The organism is Mucilaginibacter pedocola, assembly GCF_002013915.1.
GTDB lineage: Bacteria > Bacteroidota > Bacteroidia > Sphingobacteriales > Sphingobacteriaceae > Mucilaginibacter > Mucilaginibacter pedocola.
In genome coordinates this window covers 1-23,625 of the sequence record NZ_MBTF01000019.1, presented here as the reverse complement: position 1 = coordinate 23,625, position 23,625 = coordinate 1, and the positions used below count along the sequence as shown (strand labels likewise).

Here is a 23,625-nt window from a genome sequence, read left to right as displayed (position 1 = left end):
GTCGCTTAGTTGAAGATGTACCTTAAACCAAACTGAGCTTGCCAGCGTGACGATTGGCCAACACCGTTACCCCAAGTAGTAGTAAGTGGAGTTTGGTTGTTAGCATCGAAGTATGGGAAAGAGTAAGTTGGTTTGCCGGTAGCAGCATCAAGGCCTTTGTAAGTTAACAATAAGGTTCTGTTAGCAAATTTAACGTTACCCCAGTTCCTGTAAAGGAAGTTACCCAAGTTGATCATGTTGAACTCGAAACGCAGGGTGTTTTTAACTTTACCGGTAGTTTGGTAAATATCCTGGCTAAAGTTAAAGTTTACTAAGTGGTAGTAAGGCAATACCAAGCCGTTACGCTCGGCATATTTACCACGGCGTTTGCTCAGGTAAGGATCCTGGTTAATGTAAGCGTTTAACTGGTTGTAGATCTGTACAGGAGTACGAGCATCATAAGTAGCGCTTGTAGCAACTGCGTTATCTTTTACCAATACGATATCGTTGATATCTTTAGGTACGTAGATCAAATCGTTGCTGGTTTGGCCATCGCCGTTTACGTCGCCGCTGTATACATACGATGACGAACCCGCGTTAGCTGCTTCGTAGGTTAAACCGATTGAAGTAGTTAAGTGGCCGATGTATGATTTACGGTAAGAGAATGCAGCAACTATACGGTTTGGCTGGCGGAAGTTGGTGTAAGAAACAACATCAGCGTTAGGGTCGCCAGATACCGAACGGTCTCTCCAGGTAGATTGTGCGATAGAACCACCATCGTTAACCGAACGAGAATCAGAGTAAGTATAAGCCAACATGAAGTACAGGTCTTTGAAAGTACGCTGTAACTGGCCGGTAATGTTATAAGCATAACCTTTGCTGGTGTTTTTCAACAATATCGCATCGGTGATGTTTGGCAATGCCGCAGTGTTACCACCCTGAGCAGCAGGGATAGAAGGATAAACAGTAGTGTTGCTGTAACGGATACGGTTATCGCTACCTGCAAGAGCAGTACCTGTAGAAGGCAATGCAATGTTTTGGTAAAGGATACCGTTGATATCTTTAGAGTAGCTACCCTCGATGGTACCTAAGATACCCAAAGGTAATTTCTGGTCAACACCAACGTTCACCCTGAAGTTAGATGGGAATTTGAAATCCCTATCGGTAATAGCAAGGTTATAGTTAACGTTAGCAGCGGCAGTTGTAGGCCTGTTGGCGTTTACGTTCGGGTTGAAGATCAAACGTGGGTCGGTTGGCAATACACCACCTTGGCCGGGAACCAAAGTGTAGGAACCAAACTGCACACCGTTGTTGCTTGCCTGGTTAGATATGTACACGTAAGGAACAGGGCCCTGGAATATACCGGCACCACCACGTACTTGTGTTAAGCCTTCGCCATTAACATTCCAGTTGAAACCAACACGCGGAGATATCTGTAACGAAGTTTTTGGGAATTGTGCGGTGTTAACTCTGTAACCATCGCGGAAACCTGTAAGGGCATTAGCGCTTGCGTTGAACTGGCTATCGGTATTATAACCCGGCATATCTAAACGCACACCGTAAGTCAACTTAAAGTTGTCGGTAGCTTGCCATTTATCTTGCAAGTAAAAACCAATAGTATAAGCTTTAGTAACAGCAAACGGGAAAGAGCCATCAGGCAATGCAGAGTATTGCAAAGCGTAACGTACAGCAGGTGCGCCGTTTTTGAAATCGGCAATGCTGTTGAAACGGTATAAACCGTTGTAGTTAGGCGCAAAACCGTTAGTGTAGCTGTTAAACTCAGTGGTTACACCAACGTTAACTTCGTGTTTACCGGCAAACCAGGTAAAGTTATCGCTGGCCTGGAAGGTATTAGTGTTAAGCAAGTTGTTTGCAGTGAAAGGCTCGTAACCAAATGAAGTTAAGGTACCTGTACCTGCAGCGTTCAAGATATCAACAAGCGGGAATGCACCACCACCCGGTGAAGAGCGGAAATCACGCAGGGCCTGGTAACCAACAGTTAATTTGTTAGCAAATTTGCTGCTGATACGGGTGTTCAACTCGGCAATACCAATGTTGAAGTTGTTGTTGATAGTGTAGTAAGAAGAGAAGAACGGCAAACCTATCAAACCCGGGCTACGAGTGCCTTGCGCACCTGAGCTGCTTGGAGGTACATCGCGGAAAGATTTCAGGTAGAAATACTTTAACGATAGTGTGTTGTTCTTGTCAATGTTCCAGTCTAATTTAGCAGTGATCTTGTCTGACTGAGTCCTTAACTGATAGTTTTCGAACGCGCCTGCATTGTACTGGTAAGTATTTTGCAGGTAATCTTTAAGGTCTTGCAATTCGGCTAAAGTAGCTTGCGATACGCTACCGCCTGCAGTTTGGCCCGGGCGTAAAGCGGTGAACGAAGTAGCAGGGTCGCTAATTCTTTCCTGCTCACCAGATACGAATAAGAATAATTTGTTTTTGATGATTGGGCCACCAAAGCTTGCACCACGTTGGGTGTAGTTAACTGTTGGTTTTAATACATCGGCAGTCATGGCGTGTAAACCAACTAAACCGGCGCTGCGTTTGTAAAGGTAAACAGTACCTTTAAATTCGTTAGTACCTGATTTGGTTACAGTGTTTACGCTCGAACCGGCGAAACGGCCTTGAGTAACATCGAACGGGTTAACTGCAACCTGGATTTGCTCGATCGCATCAAGCGAGATAGGCTGTGAGTTAGCCTGGCCCCCCAAAGTACCCGATAAACCGAAAGAGTTGTTAAACAAAGCACCATCAACAGTTACGTTGTTACCGTTACCGTTACGGCCACCAAAAGAGTTGTTGCTACCTGCAGAAGGAGTCAGCTTGGTGTAGTCCTGAAGTGAACGGTTGATAGTTGGCAATGCTTCGATCTGCCTGCGGGTAACAATTTCCTGCGAACCGGTACGTGAGTTGTTGATAACCTTGTTTTGTGTACCGGTGATGCGAACCTCGCTCAGCGAAGTGCTGTTAGGTAACAATTTGGTATCAACCCTGAACTCCTGGCCCAGTGTTAAAGTTACATCGCTTTCGGTTTTAGTTGTAAAACCGATAAATGAGAAGGTGATCGTGTACGGCCCACCAATACGTAAGTTTGGTAAGTTGTAACGGCCATCCACGCGCGATACGGTTGCGTAGTTGGTACCGGTTGGGGTGTGCAATGCGGTGATAGTAACACCGGGCAAAGCCAAACCCTTCTCGTCAACTACAGTTCCTGATATACTACCGGTTGTTTGCTGTGCAAAGCTGGCAACCGCCGTAAACAGGGAAAAAATTAATAGAAGTAAATGCTTCCTCATACGTTGTTTTTTTAATTTTTAAACTGTTAAGTGATTTAAATTCGAGTACAAAGATAGTTAATAGGACAATTGCCAATGTTAAGTTACTGTTAACAATAATTATATATTTTTCAACACTTTACAGTTTAAGCACGCAATAATGAAATATTGATGAATTTTTAGTATAATAATTACATTTATACGACGTTCGCAACTGTTTTTACGTAGCAGAAGCTTAACATTTTGGTAAATTATCACAGCAAATTCCTAAAAATGCCGTTTTTTCTCATTTTACCGCTTTTTACTTAGCTTTGGCATTCAAAATCAAAAAAGAGATATAACCTTATGGACTACGATTTAATTGTAATAGGTTCGGGCCCGGGTGGCTATGTGGCCGCGATACGTGCATCACAGCTGGGTTTAAAAACTGCCATAGTAGAAAAAGAATCATTAGGCGGTATATGCCTCAACTGGGGATGTATCCCAACTAAAGCGTTGTTAAAAAGCGCGCAGGTTTTTGATTATATAAATCACTCGGCCGATTATGGTATAAAAACCAGCGGTGGCGAAGTTGATTTTGAGACCGTAATAAAACGCAGCCGCGGCGTTGCCGATGGCATGAGCAAAGGCGTACAGTTTTTAATGAAGAAAAACAAGATCGATGTAATAATCGGTTATGGTTCATTAAAAAGCAAAGGCGTTGTTACCGTAAAAATTGCCGACGGCACTGTAAAAGATTTCACTGCTAAACATATTATATTAGCCACAGGCGGCCGCTCGCGCGAATTGCCAAACCTTAAACAGGATGGCAAAAAGGTAATTGGTTACCGCCAGGCTATGATACTGCCCGAAAAACCAAAATCAATGGTGGTAGTAGGCTCGGGCGCTATCGGCATCGAGTTTGCTTACTTCTATAATACTATTGGTACCAAAGTTACTGTGGTAGAGTTTTTAGATAACATCGTTCCGCTGGAAGACGAAGAAATTTCAAAAGGCCTGCTGCGTATCCTGAAAAAACAAGGCATCAACATCATGACGGGCTCTACCGTAGAATCTGTTGATACTAACGGCGAAGGCTGCAGGGTAAATGTTAAAACAGCAACAGGTAACGTTGTTTTAGAGGCTGATGTAGTATTATCTGCTATCGGTATCTCTACCAATATTGAAGGAATTGGCCTTGAAGAAAACGGCGTAAAAACCGATAAAGGCAAAGTACTGGTTGACGATTATTACCAAACCAACGTTGAAGGTGTTTACGCTATCGGCGATATTGTTAAAGGCCAGGCTTTGGCACACGTAGCCAGCGCTGAGGGTATCATCTGCGTTGAAAAAATTGCAGGGCACCACCCCGAGCCTTTAAACTACAACAACATACCGGGCTGTACTTACTGCTGGCCTGAAGTTGCATCGGTAGGTTATACCGAAAAAGCAGCTAAAGAAGCCGGTTACGAAATTAAAGTAGGTAAATTCCCATTCTCGGCATCGGGTAAAGCAAGCGCTGCAGGCAGCAAAGATGGTTTTGTGAAACTTATCTTCGACGCCAAATACGGCGAGTTTTTAGGTGCACACATGCTGGGTGCCAACGTTACCGAAATGATAGCCGAAGTAGTTACCGCCCGCAAACTGGAAACTACCGGCCACGAGATCATCAAATCGGTACACCCTCACCCAACCATGAGCGAGGCTGTAATGGAAGCCGCTGCTGATGCTTACGGCGAAGTGATACACTTATAAGATAAACTATCTTTACAACACAAAGCCGCAACGGGATAACCGCTGCGGCTTTTTTTGTTACCGACGTTATCTACAAACACATCTCTCCCTCCCTATCTTCAAAAGTTACATTACCCCGTTAGGGGTTAAAGCTTTGTAGCAATATAGCGTAATTGAGAAATGCGCCGTAGGTGCAATACAAAGTTTAGCACAAGGGTATCAAACGGGCTATTGTGTTGCCCTTACAGGGCAATAACATCTTGGTGTTGGATTTCTACAAAGCTTTTACCCCTATCGGGGTATTAATAATTTTAAACAATGATGTACCTTCATTCGGCAAGGCGCTAATACATATACATCCAACTTCAAAAGCAAAAGCCACCTCTGCTAAGCAAAGATGGCTTTAAACGATAGTATCGGCTTGTTATTTCAAATATTCTTTATCGAGGAATACATACCTGCTATGCAGTTGTTCGCTTTCTTTTTCCAGAACGGTTTTCACGTCTATATTAATGAACGATACCGGGCTACCTTTAGTATTGGCAGTCCATTTTGGTACAGTCGATCCGTTAGGGTTACCGGTTTTAATAAAGTTGGCGAAATAGGTTTCCATCGTCTCTGATACCTTGTAGTCGTCGGGTGTCCAGGCGTAGGTTTCGTTGGTAGCTAAATTGCCCATTGCGTATTCAATCTCCGATGCGTGCGCCGCGCCGCTATAAGGCTCAGGGCCTTTTGGCGGAGCGGGTTTGCTGCTATCATCTTTTATCACGCCACCGGCAAGGCCTGCTTTGGCGTTTCCCATCTTAGCCGTCATGGCCGGGCGCGGGCGCGAGAACAGGTAACGATAAACAGGTTTGCCGCCTGTTTGCGCGTGTAGCTCTGCCCATTTCCATGTGCTGTAGTTTATAAAGCGGTCGCTGCCAAGTTGGGTTGCCGATTTAATAACCTCCGCTTCTGTAGCGCCGGGGTATAATTTCAATACCTCATCAGCCTTTTCGGGATAAAACATTTTTAACTGTTTCAAATAATTCTCGGGAGTTGGTACCTGCCCGTACATTACCGCCTGGAAGGGAATTTCTGCAGAATTCCAGCCGGCCAGCAAAGGCACTTTGGCTTGTTCGCCCGCAGCGAAAATATCGGCAGGCGATTTAGGCAAAAAGTATCCATCAATATTACCTACGGATGTTGGCGGCATACCTTGTTTAGAAGCTATCTCCAGCAATTCGTTTGCGGGCAATGCGCGTAACGCAGCCAAGTCCTTCACGCCTGCTTTTTCGGTAAACTTTACGCCGTTAGCTTCAGCATCTGCCAAAGGTATTGCAGCCAGCGTAGGCTTTATCATAGCACCGCTCTCCCCTATTGCACCGGCTATTAAGTTTTTTGATAATGGCGATGCCATCTGTGCCGATACCGCGATAGAGCCTGCCGATTCGCCCGCTATGGTAACGCGTTTTGGGTCGCCGCCAAAGGCGGCTATATTGGCTTGCACCCAGCGCAGTGCAGCGTTTTGATCCATTAAAGCATAGTTGCCTGATGACTTGTGTGGCGACTCCTTACTCAACTCCGGGTGCGCCAAAAAGCCGAACACGCCCAGGCGGTAGTTAACGGTTAATGCTATTATACCACGCTTAGCCATGCTCTCGCCATCGTACCGGGCCTCCGAGCCATCGCCGGCTACAAAACCGCCGCCGTAGAAGTAAACCAGCACCGGCATTTTCTCTTTAGTTTTTTTGGCAGGCACCCATACATTAAGGTACAGGCAATCTTCACTCATGCCCGGCGAGCGGAAGCCCATATCGCCAAATACTTTTTTCTGCATGGCATTGTAGCCAAAGGCATCGCACTTGCGCACGCCTGTCCAGCTGTTGGCAGGTTGCGGGTCTTTCCAGCGTAGCTCGCCAATGGGCGGCTGGGCAAAGGGAATACCTTTGTAGCTCACCACGCCCGATTTTTCGGTAACGCCGTCAACCTGCCCCTTGTCGGTTTGCACAAGCGTTTGCGCCATGGCCATGGTTGCAGCCATTTGTACAAGTACAAAAAGTGATAATTTTTTCATGTTGGTTTGTTTATAAATGGAATAGTACCGGGAGGTAATTTTATTGAGTTTATTATTGTATCAATATGTTACAATAATAATTTGTATAATTGGCATTAACAAATTTAATTTGTAACAGCACCATTACATGAAACCCGATACTCCACATAACGAAACTGATGCCGCCGGCAATGGCTTTATACCTAACCTGGCCGTTGATGTGGTGGTGTTCGGCTTTCATGATACCGAACTGAAGGTGCTGCTGATGCAATACAGCAAAACCGGGCTTTACGCACTTCCCGGCGGCTTTGTCCGGCTTAACGAGAACCTGGACGATGCAGCAAAACGCGTAGCCGGCGAACGCACAGGGCTAAGGGATATTTCACCGGAGCAGTTCCGCGTTTTTGGCGATATGGCCCGGCACGATCCCACTCCTTTTATATCGTTTATGGCGGCTGACGGAGGTAAGCCCGACCCTAACCATTGGCTTTTTCAGCGTTTTATAAGTGTAGGGTATTTGGCTTTGGTAGATTTTACGAAGGTTACCCCAACGCCTGATAAAATATTTGACAGCTGCAACTGGTATAATTTAACCGATATCCCCCCGCTAATACAAGACCACTCGGCCATTGTGGCTGCCGGCCTGCAGTGGCTACAGGTGATATTAGATAGTAAACTGGCGGGCTTTAACCTGCTGCCTGCCGAATTTACCATGGCCGAACTACAAAGCCTTTACGAAACCGTTTTGGGCAAAAAGCTCCTTCGCCCTGCCTTTCAGCGTAAAATGCTTGGCATGGGCATACTGGAGCGTATTGCAAAAAAATATAGTGGGGGCGCACACAAGGCACCTTATTTATATAGGTTTGTATCCAAATAAGTTTACTATTTTTATAACCGATGAAACCTACGGTTATTATAGAGTACTGCCCTAAATGCAATTGGATGCTTCGCGCGGCCTATATGGCGCAAGAACTATTGAGCACTTTTACCGACGACCTTTATGGCGTAACCCTGCACCCAAGCGAAACCAATGGCCGCTATACAGTTAGTATAAACGGCACCGAAATTTTCGACCGCAAGCAACAGGGCCGCTTCCCCGAGGTGAAAGAACTGAAACAATTGGTGCGCGATGTGGTTAACCCCAATAAGAGTTTAGGCCACTCAGATAAACCATAATTTTTTACTTATTCCCCCACTATTGACTTAACAAAATTTGTTTACGTACATTTGCAGCTTTAATTTTTCAAATGCTATCTAAAAAAACTAAATATGCTATAAAAGCGCTGGTGGCCATGGGCAAAAACATGGATAAACCGCCTATGCAGATATCAAAAATTGCTGAAGTGGAGAAAATTCCGAAGAAATTCCTGGAACAGATCCTTCTCGACCTACGTAATGCCGGCTTTTTATATAGCAAAAAGGGTGCGGGAGGCGGTTATAGCCTTAATAAAGACCCAAAAGACATTTTTTTGGTTAGCATTATGCGCATTACCGATGGGCCAATTGCTATGGTACCCTGCGCCAGCCTGAACTTTTACCACCGTTGCGATGAATGCCACCAGGAGCACACCTGCGGCATACGCGATGTTTTTATTGAAGTACGCGATGCTACGCTGAAGATACTTTCAGAAACCAGCATAGCAGATGTTATTGCAAGGGAAAGTACGCTTATTAATATGTAACAACTGATAATGATGTTGTAGCCATCTAATTTGATCGAATTATACCTGACTTGGGGAAGCCAAATATAATTCGATCAATTCTCTGGTAGTTCTGTTGATCTTTTTTCGGTCTTCCCTGGTTTGACCCGGCACAGCATATAACTTTTCTTTTAGCTCCTTCTCCAGTTCTTCGCGAACAGCAACATTACCTACCCTTGCTCTATTATTTTCCCGCGACCGCAGAAAATGGAGGCTGGTTTTTATGATATGGTTTTGCTGTAGTTTTTGAAACTGGTTATCTAAAAAACTTATACCGTGGTGCTTGAAGTCGTAGAATATTTGCTCCACTGCTATCAAAACGGTTTCGATATTACCATCATGGTAATAGTATGCTTCAGAAAGTGGTAGTGCTCCCGTGCCCTTTTTCAGCACTATCAGATCCAGGTGCGGGTTTAACAAGCCGGTGTTATAACTACTATCTGCCATAAGCTCAACGTTCAACCGCGAAGCTACCGAGCAGCAAAAGCAACCATCTTTTAAAGAAAAAACTATCTGAAAAAATTCATGAACAGGTACATCTTCAACCCTTCTCAGCCGTTCAAAGAAATAGCAACTGTTTTTATAGGTAACAAAAGAAAACTCCGGAGTAAGTTCAGCAGCGGTATCTATCAGTATTTGTTTGATCTCGCCTCTTTTTAAAGGACGCATAGCAAAGGAAATTACTCGTTGATCTTCTCAGATATGTTCTTGATAGCCTCGTCGAGGCGCTTGGCGGAGCTTAGCAGGTACTCTTCGCACTGTTTATACTCTTCCTTATTGTTATCGCTATGCTGAATGATATCCATTATACCCAGTATATTAGTAAGGTGTTTACGAACCTCGTGCGAGTTAATAAAGGCCAGCTCGGCTTTCTTATTGGCAAACAGTAATTGCTCGTAATGGCGTTTTTGTTTTACGTTGCGATAAATTAATGCAATGGCCACAATAATAAGGGCAGCCACAATCACCATAAATATTAGCCAAAGGCGTTCCTTCTCGTATATAGCGGCACGTTGCGTATAAGAGTTTTCGGCCTCGTCAATTTTTATTTGCGATGATATGTCCCCTACCTGTGTCAGCCTCAGGTTATTCTCCTGCGATTCTTTCAGCGCCAGCTCAAAGTTACGGGCAGCCGCTTTATTATCGCCTTGCTTTTGCGCTACCTGGGCCAGTACATCATAAAAATGGTACTTTATTTCGGGGTGGTTATTTGCCGCAGCTACGGCTAACTGTTCTTCCACCTTCTTTTTGGCGCTATCCAGTTGCCCGTTCATAAAATAAGCATCGCCTAAGCGCTGGTCCTCTAACTCATTATAAATGTACTTCGGATTTTTTTTGAGTGCGATGATCTGCTTAATGGCTAAAGGGTAATCTTGCTTTAACAGCGTCATGTAATACGCGGTACGCTGGCGATAGTTAAATATCTTGTAGTTCTTATTGCGCGGGTCGTTCAGCTTAACATGATAAGCCTTCAGCGAATCCAGGTTACCCTGCCTAAAAAATATCTCCGACTTATTATAGTAAATGGCGCTTGATAGCAAAGCCATATTTTTTTCATCCTTTGCCAACAGCGCCAGTGCCCTATCCAGGTAATTTAAAGCCTGCGTATAAAAGCCCGATTTGTAATAAAGGTCAGAAATATTGATGTTGATAGAGGCCAGCGGGCGGTTGTCGGGCAGCTTATCCTTCAATTTGGTTAGCTCTTTTTTGGAGAGACGGTAGCTATAGATAGCTCCAATAAAATTCCCTTGGTCGGTTTGGATGAAGCTTAAGTGCGTATAAAATTGAAATAGCAGATTGGCATCGTTACGCTTATCAGCCGCCTGTATGGCCTTATTCATGTAAGCTTCGGCATCGCGCAGGTTGTGCTGTTTGTATAATGCATAGCTAACCATAAAGTTGGCAAAGGCATCTTTATCAAGCATACCGGCACGCGTAAATGCCTGGTTAAAAGTATCCTGAACGGCGGTAAGCTTTTCGGGCAACGAGGCACCTAAATAATTCTTCACAAAAACTACCAGCCTTTTTTGGCGGGAGAAGTCGTCTTTCTGTTCCAGTATATTGGCCAGGGTATCCTGATTTATTTTAGGCTGATGCGGAGGCGCAACGGTACCTTTAGGCACCTGGGCCTGCAGCACCGAAAACATTAGGGGTATAAAACTTATAAGAATAATAAGTGTCTTGCGCATGCGCTATATTTTCCATAAAAATACGCTTGCCTTTGATAAAAACAAATTATACACACCTAAAACTTTTTTAAATAGCCTGCGTACAAATACTTATAAAAAAAATAAATATTGGCGAAACCTTTTATAAAAAAACCACGTATTAATACCTGGAAAGATTTTTTTAGCCAATTAAAACTTTTTTAAAAAAATCACGTATTTATACTTGGTTTACAAATATTATTCATACTTTTACATAAAATTACGCTACAGCCAAAAAACACGACACGTCATGAAAAAAATTATACCATTTATTGCTCTGGCTGTTATAGCTACAAGCATTTATTCTTGCCAAAAAGAACAGTCTGCTAAACCAAAAGCTACAATTAACGCTTTATCGGCAAAAGGCAAAAAAGATACAGTTCCTCCTGCTGCTACTTTTAAAGTAATAAAAGACACAGTTCCTCCTGCTGCTAAATTTACTACCGCATCTAAGGACACTGTTCCACCAAGCAAATAATTAGCTAAGCTTTAGCTTTAAAACATACCAAACCCGTGTGATGATATCACATGGGTTTTTTTATGGCTTTAATTTATATTAGCCGCATGAAATACCTATTCCTTTTCATCTTTTTATGCTTTGTTGCATGCAAGCAGCCCGCCCAAACAAAAACTAACATTAAACTATCATCTAAAGCAATTGCGCCCAAACATTCGGGCTACGGACAAACGGTACTCAATAACTACCAAAAGTTTATTGCCGGCCTTGATGTTACAGACATGGCATCGGCAACAATAGCTGCAAAAAAATACACGGAACTATTTAAAGGAGAGAACCAAGCTACCAGGGATACCGCATACTTTTTAATTGCTGATAACTTTATCAACAAACTTAACGTAGTTGTAGATAGTTTAAATTATGTCAATGGTATGAGCGCAGATTCATTACTCGCCGATACTTCGCAGATTGATACTGTTCCTACACCAAAACTTTCGGCAAGTTTGCTTAGCTACGGCAAAAGGCTGCGCGAAAATGGTTTTTATGTATACATATCGGAAGGCGACTCTTACATCGGCCGCGACTATGAATTTTCTATCAAATGGTTCGCGCCACTACTCTCGCCGGTTTTAAGGCAATACATTACCCAGTTAAATAAAGACGAAAAAGAAGGTTTTCAGGAGGATGCCGGCCTAACTATTTCGCCCGGGCAACTGGTTGATCGTACCGTATGGTGGGAAAAATTTGCGATGCAGCACCCACACTCACTAATTTATAAGGCGGCTGAGGAGAACCGGGCGGCCTATCTGAGTACGCTGCTGATCGGAATGGATAACACCAGAGCAGCTGACGACTACGAAACCGGTGGGCTAACCGACTATTTTAAAGAAGCATGGGCCTATCTGCAGCAACACTATGCCAACAGCCAAACCAATAAGTTGGCCTCAACTTATTTCAGGCTATTACAAAACAGGCAGAAAGTCAAGGCAGACGCTCTTTTAAAAGAATACGAAAAGAAAAAGCTGATATAAACTACTAACTATCAAACTTATCCAACAGCTTTAATAGTGTTTCAAAATCTTTAGGGTATGGCGCGTGGATGGTTACCTCCTGATCGTTAACCAACTTAAATGTAACCTCGTAGGCATGCAGGGCAAAGCGCTTCATTATAGGCAGTTCTTCCTGGTCTTTCCCTAATTGGTATTTGCGCTTTAGTTTGGATAAAAATACCGGCTGGCCTTTGTACATTTCGTCGCCGGCTATGGAGGCACGCTGGGTGGCCAGGTGTATACGGATCTGGTGCATACGGCCGGTTACCGGGCGGCACTCTACCAGTGTATAATGCTTATAGTATTTTAACGATTGAAACCATGTTTCGGCACGCTTACCCTCCTGCCTGCTAATGGTTACGTTGCCTTTGCCCACGTTGAGGATAGGCAGATCGATAAATAATTCTTCAAAAACATGCGTGCCATCTATCACCGCATGGTACACTTTCTTCACCTTACGGCGCTCAAACTGCATGCTTACCGCGCGGTAGGCTTCGGGGTTCTTGGCGATGATGAGCGCTCCTGAAGTTTCTTTATCCAGCCTGTGGCATATTTGCGCATCCTCGCTGTATTGTTTAGCCAGGCGCAACATATTTATCTCCCCGCCTTCGCGCTCATCAAGCGAGCTTATAAAAGGGGGCTTGTTTACAACAATAATATCGTCGTCTTCAAACAGTATCAGGTCGGCAAATTTCGGGAACTTCATATTTTTAAATAGCCTGCAAAAATACGGTTTATAATTTTAATAAGCGGCATGCCCTACAGCCCTCGAAAACAAAAGTTACCAGCGCATGTTATTAACCCTGAAAAACATACATTAACCATTTACCTATAATTAACATCTGCCATGAGCACAGAAAAAACACAGCCCGAAGAAAAAGGCTTTTTCGAACGGATAAAAGACACCATTGAAGAATTTTGGGAAGGCACCAAAGACACCGCCGAGGATATAAAAGACAAAGCGGAAGACAAATTTGAGGACATTAAAGAAACGGTAACGGCTAAAAAAGCAACAGCTACCAAGAAAGCAGCGGCAAGCAAACGCAAGGTTGCTAAAAAAGCAAGCGAGGCTAAAGAAGCTGTAGCCGAAAAAGTAAGCGCAACCACCGCCAAAGCCAAAAAAGAAACGGCAGAAGTTAAAGCGAAAGCAGCCACCAAAGCCAAAGCTGTGACTGCTGAAGCAAATGAAAAAGCTGCCGATATAAAAGCTAAGGCAGATGACAAGGCAAAAACAATTAACGCTAAAGCCAAAACTACCGTGGCTGAAGCTAAAAAATCCGCAACTGCTGCGAAGGAAAGTGTATCGGCTAAAGCCAAAGCAGTTGGTACCGCTGCCAAAACCGGTGCTACTGCTGTGAAGAATGCAGCTACCACTACGCCACGCAAAAAAGCAGTAGCAAAAGCCTAATGTGAGATTTGACAACTCTTAAAGAGTTGTCAAATCTATATACTACTAAAACGGCCCCGAAGATATCTCCGGGGCCGTTTATATTTAATGCTTATTGTGCTTCGAATTTGTAACCTACGCCTTTTACGGTAGATACGCAGTCGTCGCCAAGTTTTTCGCGTAGTTTGCGGATGTGTACATCAATAGTACGGTTGGTTACTACTACCGAGTCTTCCCAGATGTTCTTCAGGATCACCTCGCGGGTGTAAACTTTACCGGGTTTAGAGGCCAACAGGTAAAGCAGCTCAAATTCTTTTTTGGCCAACACTACCTTTACACCGTTTTTGTAAACCAGGTAAGCTTCGCGGTCTATCACCAGGTCGCCTATTTCCAGTTTGTTATCGGTAACTTCTTCGGGCGGTGCGTTACGGCGCAGTATAGCGTTTATACGGCTAACTAAAGCGCGTGGCTTAATAGGTTTAGCTATATAATCATCGGCGCCAACGTTAAAGCCTGCAATTTCCGAATACTCTTCGCTGCGGGCCGTTAAAAACACCATAAAGGTATTCTTAAACTCGGGCATGGTGCGCATAATGCGGCAAGCCTCAATGCCATCCATTTTTGGCATCATTATATCGAGCACTATAAGGTCCGGAAGTGTCTTTTTAGCTTCGGCAACGGCCTCCTGGCCATTACGTGCCGAGTATACCTGGTAACCTTCTTTTTTAAGGTTATATTCTATCAGTTCTAAAATATCCGGTTCGTCGTCAACGATCAGTATCTTTTGCTTTACGGTGCTCATAGGGCAGGTTAAATTTTTGTATAAAAATATGTCCTTAATACAAGCATACGGTTAATTACGTATTAACAAATTGTTAACAACGGAAAAAAGTTAACGTAGCATTGAGGCTAATTAAACGTTTTATTTAAAAAAGCTTCTAAATCTGAACCGGTTATATTCTTGGCAACAATAGTTCCCTGCGGGTCGATGATGAAATTAGAAGGGATGGCTTCGATGTGATAAAGGCGCTCTGTAGGTCCATCAAAACGCTGCAGGTCAGAGGCATGCGCCCATTTTAAACCATCAGCTTTAATAGCTTTTTCCCATGGGCTTTTATCTTCATCAAGCGATATACCCAGTATATTAAACCCTTTGGAGTTGAACTTGGCGTACTGTTTTACCACGTTAGGGTTCTCCTGGCGGCAAGGCGCGCACCACGATGCCCAAAAATCAATCATCACATATTTGCCTTTATAATCGGCCAGTGACAACTTTTTACCGTCGATAGAATTAATGGTGAAATCGGGCGCTTTATGGCCTATTGATACCGGTTTGGCAATTTCCATCTGTTTAACAAAGGTGCGCACAGAGGGGTTATCCTTAAATTCATCCTTAATGGCATCGGCATAAGCAACTAATTGCTGCTCGTACTTTTGCTGATCTAAAGAGGTAACAGCATAAAAGCCTGCCAGGTTAGCCTTGTTTTTATCAACGAATTTCAGGATTTCCTGGCTGTAGTCGGCAATGTTTTTCTGGAAGATGGGCATATATATCTTCAGCAAAGAATCGCTCTGATGCCCCAGCTTTTCCGATTTAGCGGTATACTCATCAGAAAGTTTGGTATTCTTTTCGCCGTAGAAATTACTGATGCGGTTAAATTCTTTTATCTGCTCCGAGGTTTCCGAGCCAGAAATTTCGTAAGCGTGGTTAGCATCGGCCATATCAGTTTTTATTTTGATATCGTCGCCGTTCTTCGCTACAAAGTCGAAAATACTTTCGCCAACTTTTAGTTTGTACAGATTAGCAAAAGGCGCAGTGTGGGTAAATTTAAACTGGTTGCTTGCATCAAGCGCGGCGGAGTCTACAATGTTTATCTGGGTGCTATCCGCAGCCAGTAAATAAACTTTTGGCGACTTGCCTGCATTGGTAACGGTACCCGATATAGTGAAAGTGCTGCTATCCTTGCAGGCGGTAAAAAACACGGCAGCCGATAGTGCAGTAGCGGCCAGTATGCTAATCTTCATGTGTTACTTCGATTCTAATTCTTTTATTAAAAGCTGGTTGGTTTTTTTGGGGTCGATCTTACCTTTCGATATTTTCATTATCTCGCCCATAAACAAGCCTAAAACGCCCTTTTTACCCTTTTGGTATTCCACCACTTTATCGGGAAATTTAGCCAGCGCGGCTTTTATAAACTCATCCAGTTGCGACGAATCATCACTGATGAGCAGGTTAAGCTCTTTAGCTATTTGGTCGGCAGTTTTACTATTTCCTTTCAACATTTCCGGAAATATTTTTTGCGCCGCAACGGTATTGTTCACCTTACCATCGTCAACCAGTTTTATAAGCCCGGCCAATGCTTCAGGGCTTATCGGGAAGTCTTTTATTTGCAGCCCATTATCGTTAATATACGAGCTTACTGCCCCCATCAGCCAATTAGCTGCCGATTTGTAATTATTGGTATGCTGAATAACTTCGTTATAATACGTGGCAAACGCTTTATCGGCAGTAATAACCCCGGCATCGTAATCAGAGAGGCCCAGCTCGGTGGTGTATTTTGCGAACAGCTCTTTCGGGAGGGCAGGCATTTGCTTGCGAATTTGCTCCAGATAACCTTCGCTTAATTGCACAGGCAACAGATCGGGTTCGGGGAAATAGCGGTAATCGTTGGCTTCTTCTTTACTGCGCAGTACCGATGTTTCGCCGGTATCTGCATTAAAGTTTAGGGTATTTTGGTCGATATGTCCACCATCCTCTATAATGGCCACCTGGCGGGCAAATTCATGCTCGATAGCGCGCTGCACGTTGCGGATAGAGTTCAAATTCTTCACCTCGCAACGGTTGCCGTATTTGGCAGCGCCATGCAAGCGTACCGATATATTGGCATCGCAACGCATGCTGCCTTCTTCCATATTGCCATCGCAGATCTCGAGGTAGCGGAGTAACCTGCGCACCTCGGTTAAAAACTGCCCGGCTTCCTCGGCGCTGCGCAGGTCGGGTTGCGATACTATTTCTATCAGTGGTACCCCTGCCCTGTTCAGGTCGATAAGCGAAAACTCATCGTGCTGGTCGTGCGAGCTTTTGCCGGCATCATCCTCCATGTGTATGTGGTGGATGGCAATGTCCTTGGTGCTGCCATCGGCCAATTTTACCGTAACATAACCGCCGATGCACACGGGGCGCTGATCTTGCGTGGTTTGAAAACCCTTGGGCAGATCGGCATAAAAATAATTTTTGCGGGCGAAGTTATTGGTTAAATTGATACTGCAATTGCATGCCAAACCCATCTTAACGGCGTATTCCACCATTTTTTTATTGATGCGCGGGAGGGTGCCCGGGTGCCCCAGCGAAACGGGGCTAACATGCTCATTTGGACCGGCGCCAAAGGCGGCCGAGTCTGATGAAAAAGCTTTACTTAAAGTGGATAATTGCGCGTGTATCTCTAATCCTACAACCAACTCGTACTTATCACTCACGCCGCCTGTTAGAACTGCCATATAATATTTTCAGCTGATGCCCAGCGATGATGTAATCTGCCAAATATAATGTAATTTATATTTTTTGGGTATATTATTTTCTATAAAGTATAGCGGATTGGTGGGGAATAAAGGCCTTTATGGCGAGGGGCGCAATAAATATTCTAAACCTTTTCCCCAGTTACTTGTCTGTTCCTTATTGATTTACAAGACAGATACATTTTACCTCCATGAAGAAGATCCTTTTAGGCATGTTTGCAAGCTGTGCATTGCTTGCGGCATCCGTTACGCAGAGCAAGGCTCAAATTAGTGTTAACGTAAACATTGGTACCTGGACGCCCCCGGTAGAATATACCGACGTGCAATACGTTTACCTGCCCGATATTGAAAGTTATTACTACGTACCACAGCACCAGTACGTTTATATGGATGGCGGAAGCTGGGTTTTCAGGAACGCTCCTCCCCAACGCTACGCAGGTTACAATATTAACAACGGTTATAAAGTTATTGTTAACCGCCCCCGCGCTTACCAATATTTTAGCCGCGACAAGGTACGGTATGCACGCTACCGCGGTTCAAGCAAACAGGTAATTGTTAGAGGCAACTCGTACGTGGCTCCCCGCAACAACTATGTGCGCAAAACCAAAGTGGTAAGGATAGACCATAGGCCACCGGGTCCGCGTGCCCCCCATGGACCGGGACCAGGGCATGGTCCGGGGCGAGGCCCGGCACACGGTCATGGCAACGGGCACGGCCATCATTAACATAAAAACAGGAAAGCCTTTCCGTTATTGGAAAGGCTTTCCTGTTTAAAATAAGTCGGCGCTGCGAAGTAACAAGAGGTTCTAAAGGATTTGCATTACCTCTTTGCATCGTGTCGAAGATTCCTCGTCGCTCCCTCGCACTTTGCCTGCCCCGGCTCGCTCGGAATGACAGGGTGGCGAAGTAATCAAGCAACAAACGTCTTCGCCTTTTCCAGTGCCTTATCAATGCCGCCGGCATCGCTGCCGCCGGCAGTGGCGTAGAAGGGTTGGCCACCGCCGCCGCCTTTTACTTCTTTGGCAAGTTCTTTTACAATATTGCCGGCATGCAGGCCTTTATCTTTCACCAGGTTCTCGGCTATCATTACCGTGATGTTGGGTTTGCCATTTATCTCGGCAGCCAGCACCAGAAAAAGGTCCGATACGATATCCTTCAGGTTGTAGGCCAGGTTTTTCACCGCATCGGCATTTGGCAACTCTACCCTTTGGGCTATGAAGTTGATGCCGTTTATGTTCTCGGCTTTTTTAGCCAACTCATCCTTTAGACCCGACGATTTCTCCAATACCGACTTCTCTATTTCCTTTTTCAGGCGGTTATTTTCTTCCAGCAGGGTTTCGATGCTTTTGCTGATATCTTTCGGGTTCTTCAGCAATTCTTTTACCTGCTGTACCAGTTTGGTTTGCTCGTTAATGTAGTTTTCGGCAGCTATACCGGTAATGGCTTCGATACGGCGAACACCAGCCGCTACGGCACTTTCGGTAATTATTTTAAAGTAGCCAATTTGACCGGTGGCTTTTACGTGCGTACCACCACAAAGCTCCTTGCTAAAGGCATCATCAAAAGTAATTACGCGCACGTATTCACCATATTTTTCGCCGAACAGCGCGGTTACACCCATACTGATAGCTTCCTGGTAGGCTACCATGCGCTCTTCTTTCAGCGGAATATTCTCGCGAACCTTTTGATTTACGATGGCTTCTATCTGCGCCAGTTCGTCTTCGGTCACTTTAGCGAAGTGCGAAAAGTCGAAACGCAGGTAATCGGCATTTACTAACGAGCCTTTTTGGTTTACGTGGGTACCCAACACCTGTTTCATGGCGGCATGCAGCAGGTGCGTGGCGCTGTGGTTGCTGTTGGTATTGTTGCGCCTGTCGGCATCTACAATAGCCGTTAAAGCATCATCAGGGGTAGATGGCAGTGTATCTGTAAAGTGAACGACCAAGCCGTTCTCTTTTTTGGTATCGGTAACTTCAACAATATCGCCGTTAGGGAAAACCAGCTCGCCCTTATCCCCTACCTGGCCACCGCTTTCGGCGTAGAAAGGTGTTTTATCCAGCACGATCTGGTATTGCTCTTTGCCCTTAGCAGTTACCTTTCGGTATTTGATGATGTGGGCAATAGTTTCGGTTTCGTCGTAACCGGTAAACTCAACGGCTTCGTCTTCGTCCTTTACCATTATCCAGTCTCCTGTATCGATGGCGGATGCAGCGCGGGAACGAGATTTTTGTTCTTGGAGAGCGGCTTCATAACCTTTTAAGTCTACAATTAAGCCTCGTTCGCGAGCCATTAGTTCCGTTAGGTCTATAGGGAAACCATAAGTATCCGAAAGTAAAAATGCTTGCTCGCCGGTGATATCCGATTTGTATTGTTCGAACACCTGAATACCTTTCTCCAATGTCCTTAAAAAGGCAGTCTCCTCCTCCAATATTACCTTCTGCACAAAGTCTTTCTGATTCCATAACTCATCAAACACGCCTTTAAATTGCTCGGCCAACAGTGGCACCAATTCGTTAAAGAATGGCTCTTTAAAGCCCAATGTTTGGTAACTATAACGTACGGCACGGCGCAGTATCCTGCGGATAACATAGCCTGCTTTGTTACTTGCAGGCAGCTGCCCGTCGGAAATAGCGAAGCTGATAGCGCGGATATGGTCTGCCAATACGCGCATGGCTACGGCATCGGCCCAATCTGCATCGCCGGGTTTGGCAGCACTGTTATATTTCTTACCGCTTTTTTCGGCGATGAATTGTATCATCGGCTGAAAAACGTCGGTATCGTAGTTACTGGTTTTGCCTTGCAGCACGCGCACCAAACGCTCAAAGCCCATACCGGTATCCACATGCTTAGCAGGTAAAGAGTGCAGCGAACCATCTTTTATACGGTTGAACTGCATAAATACGTTGTTCCATATTTCTATCACCTGGTCGTGGTCGGCGTTCACCAACGTAGCACCGTCAACTTCGGCGCGTTCGTTATCGGGGCGGCTATCGAAGTGTATCTCCGAGCAGGGGCCGCAAGGGCCGGTTTCGCCCATTTCCCAAAAGTTATCTTTTTTATTGCCGGGCAGTATGTGGCTCTCGTCAACATATTGCTTCCACAGTTCGTAGGTTTCCGTATCTTTTTCTAAGCCCTCTTTTTCGTCGCCTTCAAAGTAAGTTACGTACAGGCGGTTCTTATCCAGCTTGTAAACTTCGGTCAACAACTCCCAGCTCCAGGCAATGGCATCTTTTTTAAAGTAGTCGCCAAAGCTCCAGTTGCCCAGCATCTCAAACATGGTGTGGTGGTAGGTATCGATACCCACTTCCTCCAGGTCGTTATGTTTACCGCTTACGCGTAGGCAGCGTTGCGTATCGGCCACGCGCGGCGCCTTGGCAGGTGCTTCACCCAAAAATATGTTCTTAAACTGGTTCATCCCCGCGTTGGTGAACATCAGGGTTGGGTCGTTTTTTACAACAATTGGAGCGCTGGGAACAATAACGTGCCCCTTAGAAACAAAAAAATCAAGAAATGCCTGGCGTATTTGGGTAGCTGTCATAATGGGCACAAAGGTAGAAAATTGTCTGGAACTCGAATTTATGGAATTAAGCGAATTTACAGAAGCATTTAGGCCTATTGTCCTTATTGTCGCCTTCCCGTCATGCTGAACTTGTTTCAGCACCCCATCATATAAGCCACGATGCTAAGCCGCCCTGCATGAACGCTACCTGCCGTGTGGGGTGCCGAAATAAATTCGGCATGACGGATAGTGTAAAAAGGGGCGTCAATCCCTTAAAATTCTGATCCAGACAGTTAACTTCGCTGCCTCCAAAACCGCATTATGAAAATACAGATCATGGGTGCATCCTCCGCCGGCTCCACAACGCTGGGACTGGCGCTGGCCGAACGCCTGAATATCCCTTTTTTTGATACCGACAATTACTTTTGGGTAAAAACCGACCCGCCATACACCACTAAACGCGAACCGCAACTGCGTAATGAAATGATCAAAGCCGACATGGCCAAACACGAAAGCTGGATACAAGCAGGTTCTGTTATTAAATGGGGCGCCGATTGGGAGGAAATGTTTGATGTGGTGGTGTTCCTGTACATCCCGCACGAATTACGTATGCAACGCCTTATTGACCGCGAAATTGAACGCTATGGCGACGTCATCTTCACCGACCCGACCCGCGCGCAGCAGCATAAAGAATTTGTTGATTGGGCCGCAAAATACGACGACCCAACCTTCAGCGGCCGCAGCCTTGTGCACCATGAAGCCTGGCTAAGCCGAGTTAATGCCAAAGTATTAGAGATACGTGGCGATACTACGGTAGAAGAAAGAGTACAACGGGTGTTGGCGTTTTTGGAAGGGCTTTAAGCTTAGATCATTTTCTAAACGACTGCTTCCGCGGAGTCCTCTACCGGGAGCCCCTGCGGTGACTTCAAATTTCTTCCCCTTTTTACTCGCCCCCTTTTGCGCAATGCAGCTAAAAAACTACCTTTGTGTATGCCTTACAAAGAACGCGAGATCAGCAAAATGTACTATACCATGGGCGAGGTTTCGGCCATGTTCGAAGTTAATCAATCGCTGATACGTTTTTATGAGAAGGAGTTTGACGTACTGCAGCCCAAAAAGAATAAAAAGGGCAACCGCTATTTCACTCCCGAGGATATCGAGAATTTTAAGATCATCTTCCACCTCATCCGCGACAAGGGTTACACGCTGCAAGGCGCAAAAGACCACCTCAAAAACAACATGGGCGATACACGCGACAGCCAGCGCGTAATAGATTCGCTGGAGAACCTGAAAAAATTCCTGCTGGAAGTTAGGGACCAGTTGTAAGCACACCTTTTTATATGTCCGCTCGGCGAGTTGACTCACCCCGACACCGCTATCGCTTGTCGACCCTCCTATGTTTGCTGTTAGAATATAAGCAAATAGATTTGTATTCGAAAGTGAGGAGGGATGAGAGCAGATGACGACCCAAACAACCTGTTGGTATGTTGACAGAGAGAAGCTGCCTCATTCCTTTTTACCCATTGGCGCTTGAACAGAATGTAAGGAATATTGCATAGCGGTATATCCAGGATATCCAGCAGGAGAAAAGGCGAAGTTGGGTTTTCACTTTTAATAATTTATTAAAAGGAAACGATGGCAAACATTTTAAAACAGGTTGTAGGGATAGACGTAGCACAAAACGAACTAGTAGTTTCCCTTGGCAGGATGGATGAAACTGCGGAGAAAGAAGTTTATGCATTCAGGCAGTTCGCAAATAAGCCCTCCGGCTTTAAAGCGCTGGAGTCATGGGTAAAGCAAAGGGCAAACAAAGAAGTCCCGGTACGTTATGTTATGGAAGCGACAGGCGTTTACCACGAGAAACTGGCTTACCATCTATCAGGGCAAGGGCATGAGGTAAGCATATTGCTGCCGAACAAGGTGAGCAACTATATGAAGAGCCTTGACCTGAAGACCGTTACTGATAAAACGGCATCGCAGGCTATCTGCCAGTTCGGGCTGGAGAGGAAGTACGAACTATGGCAACAGCCAAAAAAGGTATACCGCGACTTAAAGCAGTTGACGCGCGAACGGGACCAAATAGTAGCAGAGCGTACAGTAAGCAAGAACCAACTGCATGCAGAGCAAGCCGAAGCTTTCCCGAATGAGAATAGCATTGCCAGGCTTGAACAGCGAATCGGGCTATGCAACATTCAGGAAAAAGAGATAAAGGTAGAGATAGCAGGATTGATAAAACAAGATAAGGAACTGGCAGCAAGGATAAAGAACGTTGCTACAGCGCCGGGAATAGGCTGGCTTACCGTGGTAATAGCAGTAGCCGAAACGAATGGGTTCGACCTGGTACGGAACAAAAAGCAATTGATAGGCTACAGTGGGTTGGATGTGGAAGAAAAGGAGTCGGGGACATCTGTAAAGAAGAAGCCTAAGATATCAAAAAAGGGGAACCGTCATTTGCGTAAAGCAATGCATATGCCTGCTTTAACAGCCATTCGTGTAGATGAACGCTTTAAAGCTATCTATGTAAGGCTGGTATCGAAACATGGGATAAAAATGAAAGCAGCAGTAGCGGTCCAAAGACGGCTATTGGAACTCGTTTATACGCTATGGGTTACCAACAAGCCTTATGATAAAAAACACGTACACCGGTCTGTTGAAAATATCAAAACCCTATAAATGGGTTAGGGCAGCCATCAATGACGGACTGCCCTAAACAGGCTGGCATAAAGCCGCCTTAATGAAACAAAATTAAAAAGAATACTTGACAGTTAACACAGAATCTCTCTGCTTCGCAAAGAGGGT

At 45.0% G+C, this 23,625-nt stretch carries 20 protein-coding genes; 11 read left to right on the top strand and 9 right to left on the bottom strand.

Annotation, left to right across the window (positions count from 1 at the left end; translation table 11 throughout):
• Positions 1–5: 5 nt before the first annotated feature.
• Complete coding sequence (locus tag BC343_RS17215; protein ID WP_078349053.1) at positions 6–3,284, bottom strand: TonB-dependent receptor; 3,279 nt, start codon at positions 3,282–3,284, stop codon at positions 6–8.
• A 324-nt stretch (positions 3,285–3,608) separates the two neighbouring features.
• Between BC343_RS17215 and lpdA the strand changes: the two genes are divergently transcribed.
• Positions 3,609–4,997 carry a dihydrolipoyl dehydrogenase gene (gene lpdA / locus BC343_RS17210; RefSeq protein ID WP_078349052.1) on the top strand — a complete coding sequence of 463 codons (1,389 nt, stop codon included), beginning with the start codon at positions 3,609–3,611 and terminating at the stop codon, positions 4,995–4,997.
• Between the two features lie 403 nt (positions 4,998–5,400).
• Here the strand turns inward: lpdA and BC343_RS17205 are convergent, their stop codons facing one another.
• A complete protein-coding gene (locus tag BC343_RS17205; protein WP_078349051.1) occupies positions 5,401–7,032 on the bottom strand; it encodes a carboxylesterase/lipase family protein in 1,632 nt (543 codons plus the stop codon).
• Between the two features lie 127 nt (positions 7,033–7,159).
• Between BC343_RS17205 and BC343_RS17200 the strand changes: the two genes are divergently transcribed.
• The 3 genes from BC343_RS17200 (at position 7,160) to BC343_RS17190 (ending at position 8,693) form a co-directional block, all read left to right on the top strand.
• A complete protein-coding gene (locus BC343_RS17200; protein ID WP_078349050.1) occupies positions 7,160–7,888 on the top strand; it encodes an NUDIX hydrolase in 729 nt (242 codons plus the stop codon).
• 20 nt (positions 7,889–7,908) lie between these two features.
• A complete protein-coding gene (locus BC343_RS17195; RefSeq protein ID WP_078349049.1) occupies positions 7,909–8,187 on the top strand; it encodes a SelT/SelW/SelH family protein in 279 nt (92 codons plus the stop codon).
• Between the two features lie 71 nt (positions 8,188–8,258).
• Complete coding sequence (locus BC343_RS17190; RefSeq protein WP_078349048.1) at positions 8,259–8,693, top strand: RrF2 family transcriptional regulator; 435 nt, start codon at positions 8,259–8,261, stop codon at positions 8,691–8,693.
• A 39-nt stretch (positions 8,694–8,732) separates the two neighbouring features.
• Here the strand turns inward: BC343_RS17190 and BC343_RS17185 are convergent, their stop codons facing one another.
• Both BC343_RS17185 and BC343_RS17180 read right to left on the bottom strand, forming a co-directional pair.
• Positions 8,733–9,380: a hypothetical protein gene (locus tag BC343_RS17185; protein WP_078349047.1), complete on the bottom strand. Its 648-nt coding sequence runs from the start codon at positions 9,378–9,380 to the stop codon at positions 8,733–8,735.
• Positions 9,381–9,391: 11 nt separating this feature from the next.
• On the bottom strand, positions 9,392–10,858 hold the full coding sequence (locus tag BC343_RS17180) for a tetratricopeptide repeat protein (RefSeq protein WP_078349046.1): 1,467 nt from the start codon (positions 10,856–10,858) through the stop codon (positions 9,392–9,394).
• Between the two features lie 310 nt (positions 10,859–11,168).
• Between BC343_RS17180 and BC343_RS17175 the strand changes: the two genes are divergently transcribed.
• Both BC343_RS17175 and BC343_RS17170 read left to right on the top strand, forming a co-directional pair.
• Complete coding sequence (locus BC343_RS17175; RefSeq protein ID WP_078349045.1) at positions 11,169–11,396, top strand: hypothetical protein; 228 nt, start codon at positions 11,169–11,171, stop codon at positions 11,394–11,396.
• Positions 11,397–11,482: 86 nt separating this feature from the next.
• Positions 11,483–12,406, top strand: coding sequence for a hypothetical protein (locus BC343_RS17170; RefSeq protein WP_143822243.1), 924 nt, complete (start codon positions 11,483–11,485; stop codon positions 12,404–12,406).
• A 4-nt stretch (positions 12,407–12,410) separates the two neighbouring features.
• Here the strand turns inward: BC343_RS17170 and BC343_RS17165 are convergent, their stop codons facing one another.
• Positions 12,411–13,130, bottom strand: a complete 720-nt coding sequence (locus tag BC343_RS17165; RefSeq protein ID WP_078349043.1) for an RluA family pseudouridine synthase — start codon at positions 13,128–13,130, stop codon at positions 12,411–12,413.
• 141 nt (positions 13,131–13,271) lie between these two features.
• Here BC343_RS17165 and BC343_RS17160 point away from each other — a divergent pair, with 141 nt between their 5' ends.
• Positions 13,272–13,832 carry a hypothetical protein gene (locus BC343_RS17160; protein WP_078349042.1) on the top strand — a complete coding sequence of 187 codons (561 nt, stop codon included), beginning with the start codon at positions 13,272–13,274 and terminating at the stop codon, positions 13,830–13,832.
• Between the two features lie 91 nt (positions 13,833–13,923).
• Here the strand turns inward: BC343_RS17160 and BC343_RS17155 are convergent, their stop codons facing one another.
• From BC343_RS17155 to gatB, 3 genes are all read right to left on the bottom strand, one after another.
• Positions 13,924–14,613: a response regulator transcription factor gene (locus BC343_RS17155; RefSeq protein ID WP_078349041.1), complete on the bottom strand. Its 690-nt coding sequence runs from the start codon at positions 14,611–14,613 to the stop codon at positions 13,924–13,926.
• Between the two features lie 107 nt (positions 14,614–14,720).
• Entirely contained in the window at positions 14,721–15,836 is a 1,116-nt protein-coding gene (locus BC343_RS17150) for a TlpA disulfide reductase family protein (RefSeq protein WP_078349040.1), read from the bottom strand.
• Positions 15,837–15,839: 3 nt separating this feature from the next.
• Complete coding sequence (gatB, locus tag BC343_RS17145) at positions 15,840–17,309, bottom strand: Asp-tRNA(Asn)/Glu-tRNA(Gln) amidotransferase subunit GatB (protein ID WP_078349039.1); 1,470 nt, start codon at positions 17,307–17,309, stop codon at positions 15,840–15,842.
• Positions 17,310–17,518: 209 nt separating this feature from the next.
• On the opposite strand from gatB, the gene BC343_RS31400 reads away from it, so the two are divergent.
• Positions 17,519–18,052 carry a hypothetical protein gene (locus BC343_RS31400; protein ID WP_078349038.1) on the top strand — a complete coding sequence of 178 codons (534 nt, stop codon included), beginning with the start codon at positions 17,519–17,521 and terminating at the stop codon, positions 18,050–18,052.
• 185 nt (positions 18,053–18,237) lie between these two features.
• On the opposite strand, the gene alaS is transcribed toward BC343_RS31400, so the two are convergent.
• Complete coding sequence (alaS, locus tag BC343_RS17135) at positions 18,238–20,865, bottom strand: alanine--tRNA ligase (protein WP_078349037.1); 2,628 nt, start codon at positions 20,863–20,865, stop codon at positions 18,238–18,240.
• A gap of 282 nt (positions 20,866–21,147) precedes the next feature.
• Here alaS and BC343_RS17130 point away from each other — a divergent pair, with 282 nt between their 5' ends.
• From BC343_RS17130 to BC343_RS17120, 3 genes are all read left to right on the top strand, one after another.
• Positions 21,148–21,687: a P-loop NTPase family protein gene (locus tag BC343_RS17130; protein ID WP_078349036.1), complete on the top strand. Its 540-nt coding sequence runs from the start codon at positions 21,148–21,150 to the stop codon at positions 21,685–21,687.
• Between the two features lie 129 nt (positions 21,688–21,816).
• Positions 21,817–22,152 (top strand): MerR family transcriptional regulator, encoded by a 336-nt coding sequence (locus BC343_RS17125; RefSeq protein ID WP_078349035.1) that lies wholly within the window; start codon positions 21,817–21,819, stop codon positions 22,150–22,152.
• Positions 22,153–22,461: 309 nt separating this feature from the next.
• Entirely contained in the window at positions 22,462–23,499 is a 1,038-nt protein-coding gene (locus BC343_RS17120) for an IS110 family RNA-guided transposase (protein ID WP_078347728.1), read from the top strand.
• Positions 23,500–23,625 lie beyond the last annotated feature (126 nt).